This window comes from Candidatus Bathyarchaeota archaeon, from assembly GCA_025059045.1.
GTDB lineage: Archaea > Thermoproteota > Bathyarchaeia > Bathyarchaeales > DTEX01 > JANXEA01.
Window position 1 is genome coordinate 1 of sequence record JANXEA010000006.1, and the last position, 11,800, is coordinate 11,800.

Annotated in this window: 11 protein-coding genes; 4 read left to right on the plus strand and 7 right to left on the minus strand. The window is 44.1% G+C overall.

Features of this window, described 5'->3' with window-relative positions; genetic code table 11:
* Together NZ952_01190 and NZ952_01195 are read left to right on the plus strand one after the other, a co-directional pair.
* Positions 1 to 249, plus strand: a 249-nt coding sequence (locus NZ952_01190; GenBank protein ID MCS7119812.1) for a hypothetical protein, incomplete at its 5' end; no start/stop codon positions are given.
* Positions 250 to 513: 264 nt separating this feature from the next.
* Positions 514 to 1,179, plus strand: a complete 666-nt coding sequence (locus NZ952_01195) for a hypothetical protein (protein ID MCS7119813.1) — start codon at positions 514 to 516, stop codon at positions 1,177 to 1,179.
* A 53-nt stretch (positions 1,180 to 1,232) separates the two neighbouring features.
* Here NZ952_01195 and NZ952_01200 read toward each other — a convergent pair whose 3' ends face one another.
* The 4 genes from NZ952_01200 to NZ952_01215 all read right to left on the minus strand — a co-directional run bounded on the left by NZ952_01200 (position 1,233) and on the right by NZ952_01215 (position 8,069).
* On the minus strand, positions 1,233 to 4,364 hold the full coding sequence (locus tag NZ952_01200) for a DUF4981 domain-containing protein (GenBank protein MCS7119814.1): 3,132 nt from the start codon (positions 4,362 to 4,364) through the stop codon (positions 1,233 to 1,235).
* 168 nt (positions 4,365 to 4,532) lie between these two features.
* Positions 4,533 to 5,918: a TrpB-like pyridoxal phosphate-dependent enzyme gene (locus tag NZ952_01205; GenBank protein ID MCS7119815.1), complete on the minus strand. Its 1,386-nt coding sequence runs from the start codon at positions 5,916 to 5,918 to the stop codon at positions 4,533 to 4,535.
* A gap of 109 nt (positions 5,919 to 6,027) precedes the next feature.
* Positions 6,028 to 6,705 (minus strand): TIGR00289 family protein, encoded by a 678-nt coding sequence (locus NZ952_01210; GenBank protein MCS7119816.1) that lies wholly within the window; start codon positions 6,703 to 6,705, stop codon positions 6,028 to 6,030.
* A 23-nt stretch (positions 6,706 to 6,728) separates the two neighbouring features.
* A complete protein-coding gene (locus NZ952_01215; GenBank protein MCS7119817.1) occupies positions 6,729 to 8,069 on the minus strand; it encodes an NAD(P)/FAD-dependent oxidoreductase in 1,341 nt (446 codons plus the stop codon).
* A 153-nt stretch (positions 8,070 to 8,222) separates the two neighbouring features.
* Between NZ952_01215 and NZ952_01220 the strand changes: the two genes are divergently transcribed.
* Positions 8,223 to 9,230, plus strand: a complete 1,008-nt coding sequence (locus tag NZ952_01220) for a radical SAM protein (protein ID MCS7119818.1) — start codon at positions 8,223 to 8,225, stop codon at positions 9,228 to 9,230.
* A gap of 76 nt (positions 9,231 to 9,306) precedes the next feature.
* Here the strand turns inward: NZ952_01220 and NZ952_01225 are convergent, their stop codons facing one another.
* Positions 9,307 to 10,056, minus strand: a complete 750-nt coding sequence (locus tag NZ952_01225; GenBank protein MCS7119819.1) for a hypothetical protein — start codon at positions 10,054 to 10,056, stop codon at positions 9,307 to 9,309.
* 61 nt (positions 10,057 to 10,117) lie between these two features.
* Positions 10,118 to 10,663, minus strand: coding sequence for a cytidylate kinase-like family protein (locus tag NZ952_01230; GenBank protein ID MCS7119820.1), 546 nt, complete (start codon positions 10,661 to 10,663; stop codon positions 10,118 to 10,120).
* Positions 10,664 to 10,827: 164 nt separating this feature from the next.
* On the opposite strand from NZ952_01230, the gene NZ952_01235 reads away from it, so the two are divergent.
* Complete coding sequence (locus NZ952_01235) at positions 10,828 to 11,292, plus strand: hypothetical protein (protein MCS7119821.1); 465 nt, start codon at positions 10,828 to 10,830, stop codon at positions 11,290 to 11,292.
* Between the two features lie 33 nt (positions 11,293 to 11,325).
* Here NZ952_01235 and NZ952_01240 read toward each other — a convergent pair whose 3' ends face one another.
* Entirely contained in the window at positions 11,326 to 11,763 is a 438-nt protein-coding gene (locus NZ952_01240) for a 30S ribosomal protein S12 (GenBank protein MCS7119822.1), read from the minus strand.
* Positions 11,764 to 11,800: the final 37 nt, after the last annotated feature.

Sequence of the window (11,800 nt, forward strand, 5' to 3'; positions counted from 1 at the left end):
TTTCAGAATTTGCAGCTTGAACAGCTTTTCAGAAAGCTGAATGCTCCCAATCCCGAGTTACTTGCGAAGGAAGTCCAGTATTTCACAGCGGAGGAAGCTGAAAAGAGAGACAAAATCATATTAGACTATTTTGGAGAAAAGGGAGTAAACAAAATAGTCAACACCATTCACGAATTTTTATTTACAACGCCGAGTCCCCCGCAAGATGCGAAAGTTTTAGATGTCGGAGCTGGTTCCGGCTTTTTATGAGATTTGACGCAGTATATTCAACGTTGTTCTCATCACATTATTTTGTTCTCTCCTACTAGAACTACAAAATTAATAATCGACTCCTGTTATGTTTGAGCAATTACTTGAGCGGTTTTTATTAAGCTTTATGCTACATTAAGGAGCCCTCAGCAACCAACAGCACAGTAGCCATGTTATACAGGAGAATCCTCGAATCTGAATTGAGGATTATTGTGGAAAATCTTTTTAGGGTACTTAATGAATTATGGGCGGAGAGGACTTAGAATGAAATGCGATTTGAAGTCGATGACTTCTCTTCTAATGCGAACAATAGCATTAGTGTTCTTTCTCATGCTCTCTATTGGGTCAACAATCAACCATGCTGGGTCTCTCTCAATCCAGACGGATAAGGGGGTCTACAATATTGGCGACTACATCTCGGTGTTTGGAACAGCGGACCCAAACGCGTCATTATCGATCAGAATCTTTGATCCTTCAGGTCTTTTGAAGGCCAATGTGTCGGCTGTAGCGGATATTAATGGAACCTACTCAGCCCAGGCGATCTACATGCTGAGGCTGACTGATGAGCCAGGCGACTGGAATATTCAATTATTCTCTGCAGCTTCCAATGGAACTGCCCAGAAATCCTTCAAGGTTATCCCCATATGGGAGAGGATTGAAAGCCTTGGAAACGAAATTTCTGAACTGAGGAGCATAACCGATATGCTTAGAGAGAGAGTTGCGGATCTTGAAGCATTGGTTAATAGTTTATCCTCAGGTATGGTCGGTGTCCAATCAACGCTTTCATGGCTGACTTACCTTATATACGGGGCAATCGCAGTCTCAGCGGTCTCAGCAGTGGTGAGCACACTGGCATTACTACAGTACTTGAGGAAACGGGAAGTTTATATGAGAATCGTTGGAAAGACAGAAAAACCTAAAAGACGATAGAACCATCATCTTAGACTCCTACAGCTGAAAATGTAGAATGAATGGCTTGAAAGTTATGCTGGAAGCCTCTGCCTCATTAATTCCATCGGAGGCAGATCATCCGGCGATACTGGCCTTATCCTTATACTGAATTTCATCCGCTCAGGTTTTATCTGGTATTGTGGCAGTGTGTCAGGCCCGCAGCTTCCTCCGCCCAAACCCGCTTGCCTGTAATCAAGATTTAGGGTTATGTCATCACGCCTGATGAGCTCATGCGTATGTTTCGCTTTGCCTAGGTCTTCTGTTGTGAAATGATGGACACTAACTTCGAATAGCGGCATTCCGATGGACACAAGTCCATATCCCATGGGATCGATTAATGAAGCCCATCGAACATCGGTCTTATTCCCATTATCCTGAGGCTTTATATAAGGCACGTACTGATCGTCAACAGTTCCGCTGTATAAACCCACAGGGGCCCCCACCTTTCTGTCACAATAGTTCTCATGGGGCCCCCTACCATACCAAGTGAAGTTGTTATATTCGCCAGGCAACGTCAGCTGCAGTCCAACCCTTGGCAATGAAGGAAGATTGGGACTAGGTAGGATATCCGCATCTATAATTATGTCGCCTGTCCCATAAACTCTATATACCAATGTATACTCTAGACCGTCCGCAATGCCCGATGCACACGCGCTGAAGTCTACACGGATCACAACAGTACCCCCAGAAACTTTTCTGACCTCTACATCCTTTACCTTGTGCTCCAGTCTGTCAAGACCAAACTTCAGCCACAAAGGAAGCATTCTGGGAACATCATTGTCGATGGGGGCCCTCCAGACATTCAATTTTGGACCGGATTTGATCAGTTCGCGGCCGCGGTATATGAGCGACGTAAACGTTCCATTCTTCCTGCTAAATCTTAGGTTGAAGGCTTCACCTCTTATTGTCACAAATTCTTCAGATTCTTCTAAGCTAATAGACGGTATCTCCTCAGGCTTCAAAACATCGCATTCAGGCGCCTTTATTGGCAACTGGAACTGTGACCAGCCGATCTCGTAACCTTTCTCAGCCCACATTGTGTCGCTTGAGAGTTTATATCGCAATGTAAGCCAGCACTCTGATCCAGGCTTCAATACCGGCCTAGAGTATGGGACAATAAGAACTTCACTCCCTCCAGGCGGGGTTGAGACCTTTGGTAATTCGCCCTTCTGGACGATTTCACCGTCCACTTGGAGTTCCCAAGATATGTCTATTATATCAAGGCTTGTGAAGTCGTATCTATTAATTATCTTGACCTTCCCATTTAGTAGATCAATCGGCTCAGCTTCGACTGGTTGGAATATCTTCTTACACTCCCACATCCCTGGATGAGGCTTTCTATCAGGCCATACTAGACCGTTTATGCAGAAGTTACCGTCGTTTGGCGTGTCGCCGAAGTCGCCGCCATAAGCCCACCATTCTACACCATCCTCCGTTCTCTTCTTCAGGCCCTGATCAACCCAGTCCCATATGAAGCCTCCCCTGAGACGCTTATACTTTCTTATGGTCTCCCAATACTCCTTAAGATTTCCAGTACTATTGCCCATAGAATGCGCGTACTCAACCATTATTATTGGCCGATCCTCCTGAGGGTCTTCAGCGAGCATCGTAAGCCTCTCAATGGATGGGTACATAATGGCTATGATATCGACAACTGATGAAACCTTCCCTGGCACACGTGCGGTACTCTCATAGAGGACAGGCCTAGTAGGATCGTAGCCACGGATCCAGCCTGCCGCAGCATCATGGTTCTGTCCATACCCAGACTCATTTCCCAATGACCATATTATCACACATGGATGGTTCTTATCTCTCTCAACCATTCTTACGCATCGTTCCATGAACGCGTGGAGCCACTCCGGATCATGTGCCGGATCAATTGGGATGCCGTCCTTCTTGGCCGGCGGTCTGAACCATGCTATCCCGTGACATTCGATGTTCGCCTCATCAATCACGTATATGCCATACTTGTCGCAGAGATCATACCATCTCGGATCATTTGGGTAGTGGGAAGTTCTAACCGCGTTGAAGTTAAACTTTTTCATAAGTTTTATATCCGCTATCATAGATTCCAACGTTACAGCTTTCCCCCTCTCATCGTCGTGCTCATGACGGTTAACACCCTTAAATAAAACTGGAGCGCCATTAATTAAGATCCGACCGTCTCTGATCTCGACTTGTCTGAACCCTACCTTGCAGCTCTCAACCTCCTGTACCGCACCGCTATCATCTTTTAACGTCAAAAGAAGATTGTAGAGGTATGGGTCTTCGGCCGACCACTTTCTCGGATTAACAACTTTCTGCTCGAATTCATACACAACTTCGCTCCTTGCCTTTATCCTCAAGATCTTCCCTTCTAATGGACTTTCAAAGACTGGTTTCCCATTGGAATCCAAAAGTTTCGCTTCAATGATATAGTTTTGAACTTCCTTGTCCGAGTAGTTCCTAATCTTCGCCAACACCCGAAACTTTGCATCTCTGTATTCATTATCAAACTCGGTTCTTACGAAAAAGTCCCTTATGTGAACATTTGGAGTCGAGTAGACATATACGTCTCTATGTATACCGCTTAATCGCCACATGTCTTGATCTTCTAAGTAGCTCCCATCACACCAGCGGATCACCTCTACGGCGATGGTGTTCACACCGGAGTGAATGTAGGGAGTAATATTGAATTCGGCAGGTAGTCTGCTGTCCTCGCTGTATCCAACCATCACTCCATTAACCCACAAGTAGAATGCTGAGTCAACCCCTTCAAAAACTATGAAGACCTGACGGCTAAGCCAGTCTTCCGGCACCTCGAAAGTCTTCCTATACAAACCCGTCGGGTTATTGTCATGTGGAACCCAAGGAGGATTAGCTGGGAATGGGTATACCACATTTGTGTATATGGGCTTATCGTATCCAAGCATCTGCCAATTTATGGGGACTGGAACAGTATCCCAGCCTGTTTCATCGATTGAAGGCTTATAAAAGTCCTGTGGAACACTGAAAGGGTTAGGTACGAGCTTGAATTTCCATTCTCCATTTAAGAGTAGAAACCACGGCGACCTTTCTCTCTCATAGGATAGAGCTGTATTCTCTTCTTTATATGGAATTGATGGAACATGAGCTGGCTCCCTATTTATCTCGACAACCCTTGGATTCTCCCATTCTGGAATCATTATAGAACTCCACCCATCATGTTATACAGTATATTCTCGCAATTTACATGGTTTTCGCATTAGATAAGATGTGTACTGCTTTACTTTTTAAGGATTAGGTCTCACGGCAATTCTAAATCAAATATGGGGATACGATGTAAATTAAACTAAGTTCAAAGTTCAGGCAGCTTATTTCTCAATTTCCAGCCAAGGATAGAGCTCCTTGAGCTTCTGCATTGCCTCTTTAACCTTCTCTTCAGGATACTCATATGGCATTAGTTTTCCATTGAGATAATCATCATACGCCTGCATGTCGAAGTATCCGTGGCCGCAGAGTAAGAAGAGTATTGTCTTCTCCTCACCTGTTTCCTTGCATTTTAACGCTTCGTCGATCACAGCTTTTATCGCATGCGCTGGCTCGGGTGCTGGGATAAGCCCCTCAGCCTTAATGAATATGCTCGCAGCATTGAACACGTCCACCTGATTGTATGCTACAGTTTTCACTATTCCCTCACGGTTTAGGAGGCATAGTGTCGGTGCTTTTCCATGATAACGTAGACCACCTGCATGTATTGGGGGCGGCACGAACATGTGCCCTAGCGTATACATCTTGAAGAGCGGGGTCAATCTCGCCGTGTCCCCATGGTCATAGGTGTAGAAGCCCTTTGTAATCGAGGGACATGCAGTCGGCTCCACTGCAAGAAACTGAACATCCTTCGGAGCTTTTCCTGAAACCTTATCATAATAGAAGGGCCAATACAATCCTGAAAAACTGCTTCCCCCGCCTATGCAGCCGACGATTAGATCCGGATAATCATCTACTTGTTCCAGTTGCTTCTGCGTCTCTAATCCTATGATCGTCTGATGGAGAAGAACGTGATTTGCTACACTTCCAATCGAGTATTTAGCATCATCATGGGTGACAGCATCCTCAACAGCCTCACTTATCGCTATTCCTAGGCTTCCAGGGCAATCTGGATCCTCCTTCAGGATCCTTCTGCCGCTCTCCGTCCTATCAGTGGGGCTGGCATAAACCTCTGCGCCCCATGACTCCATAAGGACTCTTCTATATGGTTTCTGAAGATAACTAACCTTAACCATGTAGACTGTAGCCTTGATCCCAAGCATCATGCACGCAAATGCTAATGCGGATCCCCATTGACCAGCACCAGTTTCAGTAGTAAGCCTCTCGACCCCATCCTTCTTCGCATAGTATGCTTGTGCAACAGCCGTGTTTGGCTTATGGCTTCCTGGCGGGCTTACCCCCTCATACTTGTAGTAGATCTTTGCAGGTGTTCCCAGAGCTTTCTCTAGCTTCTCTGCCCTATAGAGTGGGGTTGGCCGCCAAGCCCTATAAACTTCCCGAACCTCCTCTGGGATGCTAATCCATCTCTCCTGGCTGACCTCCTGCATCACACACTCTTTTGGGAACAACCTCATCAACTTTTCAGGTTTCACTGGCTCCCTTGTCATGGGGTCAATGGGGGGTGGAAGAGGCTTGGGAAGATCTGGGAGAATACAGTACCACTTCTTCGGTATGCTTTCCTCGTCCAATACAATCTTTTTCGGCGCCACCTTCTATCGCCTCATGACCATTAGTGCATATTTTTGCACATTTACGCCATATTTAAGCCTTTGCGTACAACAGTGTACATAAAGAGTATGATTAAAAATCGATTGGCCTTTATCTCTTATCTACAAGGGTTGCTTGCTTGATCATCAAACTTCCCGCACAACCTTTCCAGAAGGTCTCCGCCTCCAAGATTCTAATTCTCTTGTTGAAAAACGGCGCGTCCGTCACGAATGTCTCATACTCACCGCCTTCCCCAACTAGAGATATATTGAATTTCTTAGCAACTTCGACGAGTTCTTTTAGAGATTGCTCATCAATCTTCCTTCCAAGCCAATTCTCACCTAGACCATATGCATATACACCCGTAATTATCGTATCAAACCCCGAAGAAACAATCTCATTCATCAGTTTCATTGGGTCCACTTGCCAAAGAGGAGTGATCGATTCCAAACCAAGTTCCCAGCATACTCGATCAATACGCTGCTTCTGAAAACTTGAGGATATCACACCTGAGACTACACCCTCGACATCCAGATCCCGCAGCAGATTCTTCAGGTCATTGATCTCTTCCTTCTCGCTTCTTGAATTAGACACTGTCTTCTTCAATGGTATTCCTGAAGCTTTAGCAAAAAGACTTGTTAAGTTAATGTTTGGGTAATGGAAGAGTAAACTATCCTCTCTTTTAGGTATAACTGTCGCCAAACATTCAACATATAAGCCCATTTTAATGGCCCTATATAGAGCGAGGGACGAATCTTTCCCACCACTTATCAGCGCAGCAACCCTCATTCCAATCCCGAAAAGGATTTATCCTATCTAAAAAATATCCTGCTGACCTCCATCTTCCATGAGGGCAGCCCACTAGGATCCTCTGGATATTCAAGGTAGAGTTCTCTGGCTTTCTTGCTTTCCTCAGCCATTTTCCTCAGTTTTACAAGTAAAGATGGGCGACCCAGCCCTTGAAAGATTCTTCGAGCGGCCTCAGTTATGTTTAGGCGTATATTTTCTCCCATGCTAGCCGATAGTACGTCATCCTCTTTTATAAGGCGGCACCTCATACCATGATTGAGATCCTCGTTTGACAATCCTTGAAGGAAAAGTCTGAAAACATCCAGCCCAGCCTGTTTTGCGCCGTAAGTTCTCATATACCTAACATTTATGGACCATAATTTCTCTAGGCTTGGGCAGCCGTCCTGTAAAGACTCGGAGATGACTTCAGCCGCTATTTTTCCTCCCATCATCGATGGACCCATCCCTCCCCCATGAATGGGGTTGACTTGGCATGCTGCATCTCCAATCACAACTACACCGTTACCGACAAAAGAATCTAAAGGTCTTCTAGTCGGCACGCAGCCTCCGCCACCATCCAAGAGCTTAGATCCCTTAAAGAGCGGCATCGATATTACGAATTTTTGAAGATTAGTCTTCGGATTTGGGTATCCCTTCACTGCAGCTACACCAAGGCCCACATTAACCTTAAAGTCTTTCTTAGGGAAGATCCAGTAATACCCGCCTGGCGAAACTTCCTGGTTAAGATAGATCTCCAGGAATCCCGCTTCCATATCTTGCCCCTCAACTTTTCTAATTTCTCTATAGCAGACAACTAAGTCCTCTCGTGGAACGCTTAATGGCACCCCAATCTCTGGCGGGAGCTTAGTTCTGACAGCTGCGTAGACCCCGCTCGCATCCACTGTTACGTCTCCACCAATTTCAATTTTAGATCCGTTATCTAATCTTCTTGCCCTAACTCCTTTCACGAACCCGTCTTTGACAATAGGCTCCAGGACACGGGTTGAGTCCAATAGTATGGCGCCTGAGTCTAAAGCGTCCATTAAAAGCCTCTGTCCAAACGCGTGACGGTTGACCATAAATCCTGTCAATCCTTCACCCGAAATCTTGAATACGGTTTCCCGGTCTGGAGAATAAATCTTAACGCCCTCAACTTCGCCATCAAGCTCATCACCTCTTGGATACCGTATACCAAGATTGTCGAAGTGATGTTTTCCAATGGCATCCCCGCAGACCTTGGCGCCGATCCTTGACATCTCCTTCTGATCGAGGATGCATACTTTAAATCCAGCGGTGGCCAATGTTTTTGCAGCCAAGCATCCAGCTGTACCAGCACCAACAACTATCGACTCATACTTCTCCAATCAGATTTCTCCAACTTTTTAACACTCTGGATTTACTCATCAAAACTTATAAATCATGCAGTAAGCTAGCATCTATCAACTTTTGATAAACACATATACCACCCAATAATATGGGAAATTAGAAAACGAAAGGTTATCAAGATGAGGTTAATATTGCCGAAACCTGTTTCAGCCGGCATTATTTTATCGTACACTTGCACATGCGAGTGTAAGCATTGCATGTATGCATGTTCCCCTAAATGGAAGGATGGGTGGATTAATACTGCTGATGCTGAAAAGATTATTAAAAGTCTATCGGGAACGATTCAGGTAAGCCCGTTTGGGCGAAGGAGGGTTAGCATTAACTATGGTCTCCACTTCACTGGCGGAGAGCCTTTCCTGAACTTCAATCTCCTAGTTAAACTTGTCAGGATTGCCAGCAAGTTTAACATTCCCTCCACTTTTGTTGAAACAAACTCTTTCTGGAGCATGGATGACAGTACCGCCAGATCCAAGATGATTATACTGAAAGATGCAGGTCTAGACGGTATTCTCGTAAGCGTCAATCCTTTCATTCTCGAGCATATCCCATTCGACAGAACTCTTCGAACCATTAGGCTGGCCCGAGAGGTTTTTGGCGATAACGTGATAGTCTATCAGGAGATGTTCCTCCACCAATTCATGATTCTAGGAGTTAAAGGAACATTGCGGTTAGAGGAATACTTGAAATGTGCGGGCCCAGGCGGTCTGACAAACGTTGAATTGCTTCCGATGGGGAGAGCTTGCTATAAACTTGCACAGTTTTTCCGAAAATTCAAATCTGAAGTCTTTTTCCATGAATCCTGCCTAAATGAGTTGACCCGTCAATGGCATGTTCACATCGATTGTTACGGGAACTTTATACCGGGTTACTGTGGCGGTCTCTCTCTAGGCAATGTGACAGGAGAGGAATCACTTTGCCGAGAAATAGATCTTGATAAACACCCAATAATCGCATGTCTACTCTCTACTAACGGGCTGGAAAAACTTTACAGAATGGCCGTTAATGAGTTTGATTACCGAAGCTTACCAGATGGCTATATATCTAAATGCCACCTGTGCGTTGACATAAGAAAGCATATTTCCTTACAGACCTCAGAGTTTCTCGAGTTAAGGCCTAAAGAATTTTATGAGAATCTTTGAGAACATGGGCTCCCTTAAAAATCACCATCTTCTCCAAACTTGCGGCGAGAACACAATTTCGAATATGGCAGGGGTTTTACTTCGAATCGGCTATGAGACGAACCTTCCGAATAGCGGCATATGGTCTCATTAGGGCATAAGCAAAATCAATTCCCATCCACTCTTTATAAAAAGAAGCCAATTTCTTGACTAAAATAAACCTTCGTTTAAATTTTCGTCTTATCTTTTTAGCAAGTTGCTCATCAATTTCTCCATTTCTAACTCTTGCAATGAGATCATTATAACCCTCAATTATTGCGTCTATTTCTCTCTCAATCCGCTTTCTAACATCACCTAACATTCTTTGCACGGACTGCTCATTCACCACGACAACGCGTGGAATCATAATAGCATTTTCGTCAATCCGCCGGATTAGGTCTAAAAAAGACCTTGCATCTACTAAGCTCCGATCTCCGTCGAGAATGTCTTGGAATTGAGAGAATGCATATACACCGCGACATAGGCGAATGCATGGGGAAGCTCTTAGCAGGTTTCCAATCTGCCCCTTATTAACATCCTTCGGGAAATGATAGGCAACAATAACCAAGCTTCCAAGATCAATGGATATGCCATCTTTATCAAACCTTGGTTTTCTCTTCTCCCGTATCCTCTTCAAGATTATCGGAGAATTTTTTCGAAGAACCCTCATAACATCGCTTATTTTTTCATTCTCCACCTGCCAGAAAGATCGGCAGATCCTTCTACACTCCAGCATCCGCAGCTTTTGAGCTATTTCTACTCTCTCCTTAAGGCTTTCTGAAGATCTATATACGACGAAGTAAACCATATCCGCTCATCATACAGTTTGATGAATAGTGATGAATCTATCGATTCTCAGCGAACCATACTTACTTCTTCATTCTTCCGATTTCATAGAGAATTAGATCAGCTGCCTCTTCATGAGTTCTCGTGCCCGTATTGATTACCAGATCATAGTTATTGGGGTCAAGCCAATCTTTCTTGAAGAGTTTTTCAACCATATGCTTTCTTTCACTATCGCTTACACGAATTGCCTCCTCTGCTTCTTCGATAGTTATATTTCTGGCCTTAGCTATATGTCTCACCCTTTTCTCTTTCGGGGCTACTAGAAGAACTTTAAAGACGTTAGGTTTATCAAGAAGCATAAATGCGGATCGACCCTCGATAATTAGATCGCCTCTTTTAATCAACTCGTCAATCTTACTTCTAATCATTTTGTCCAGATCAATCTCTCCTGATGCTACATGCTGCTCGAATTCCATAAATGACTCTGTGGGGTGAACTCCTCTAAACTCCACTACTATGCTCTTGATTATTGCTGCAGAGTTTATGAAATTTATTCCGAGCTTGGTTGAAAGTATAGTTGCAACCTCTGTGCAACCGGCTCCTAACTCGCCAGATAGGGCTATTATCATTCTATAAACCTCCACTCACACCAAAACGATATTGATGTTACTGCTAAAAAATCTTACCGTTGAGCATTGATCCAAATCACGCCATTAATTTTTTATTCGGAATCAACTTTTATCTTTAGCGTGTAAACGTGCGTTCTGTTAAGATCTGTCCCAGTGATAATCGAATGGTTGAAGAGAAAGATTCACCACTGAAAAAGAAGGTTGAGGGAGAGTTTGAAGAGAAGACTCCTAATATCGACAAGCTAGTTAAAACCTTAATTCAAAGCTTTCTGAAGTCTGGCAGTAATTATGGAGCCATCACAGACATTGAAACGGACATAAATAGCATATACAGGGTAGTCAGCAATTATATAGATAGAGAAAAGATTGATGTTTATGCATTGAAACTGGATAATCGAATTCTACTCTCAAAGACCAATGAGGATTTTGATGAGATTTATGAAGTTGTAAAAATGAAGTCCAAGCTTCAGGAGAAAAGAGATGTTATTGAATTGTGGGATGATCCGGAGAATAAGATCCTTCACGTAATTGTGCTTCCAGTAAGGAAGCATTTTCCAATTGAATATGGGGACATTAAGGAGAAGCAAAGAATAATAGAGAAATTATCATTAATGGCTTGGCAGATATAAGAATTTTGAGCCATTCAAAGTTCGAATGTAAACTTAGCGCAAAGGTTTCTCTTTTCTTCCCAAAACCAGCTCTTTTAGTGAGACGCCGTTTACTGTGACCACTTTCCATCTTACTCCAGGAATGTCTCCCATGGCTCCTCCTTCAGATCCGCCGATACCCTCGACTATTACTTCATCATGTTCGTCAACTACGTTCAAAGCTCCATCGCCTGGCAGGAAAGCTGTAATGACCTTTCCATTTTTTATCAGTTGGACGCGGACGCACTTTCTTATAGCGCTGTTTGGCTGTTTGCTTTCTCTCCCAACCTTTTCAAGAACTATTCCCCTAGCCATCGGGGCGCCCTCGAGCGGGTCGGATTTTACGTCTAGCTTTAATATTCGCCTTTTATAGTCTATGCTCTTCCATCTCATTTTCTTCCTTTTCTGTCTGAGTTTCCTGGCGGCGAATAACCCTCTCGGGGATTTTTTCATGTTTTTTCCTCAACAGATCCTATTATTCACCTATCTC

Coding starts and splice junctions, on each gene's coding strand:
- NZ952_01230 (MCS7119820.1), bottom strand. CDS start 10,663: ATGATAATAGCCCTATCTGGCGAGTTAGGAGCCGGTTGCACAGAGGTT.
- NZ952_01225 (MCS7119819.1), bottom strand. CDS start 10,056: ATGGTTTACTTCGTCGTATATAGATCTTCAGAAAGCCTTAAGGAGAGA.
- NZ952_01210 (MCS7119816.1), bottom strand. CDS start 6,705: ATGAGGGTTGCTGCGCTGATAAGTGGTGGGAAAGATTCGTCCCTCGCT.
- NZ952_01200 (MCS7119814.1), bottom strand. CDS start 4,364: ATGATTCCAGAATGGGAGAATCCAAGGGTTGTCGAGATAAATAGGGAG.
- NZ952_01235 (MCS7119821.1), top strand. CDS start 10,828: ATGGTTGAAGAGAAAGATTCACCACTGAAAAAGAAGGTTGAGGGAGAG.
- NZ952_01240 (MCS7119822.1), bottom strand. CDS start 11,763: ATGAAAAAATCCCCGAGAGGGTTATTCGCCGCCAGGAAACTCAGACAG.
- NZ952_01195 (MCS7119813.1), top strand. CDS start 514: ATGAAATGCGATTTGAAGTCGATGACTTCTCTTCTAATGCGAACAATA.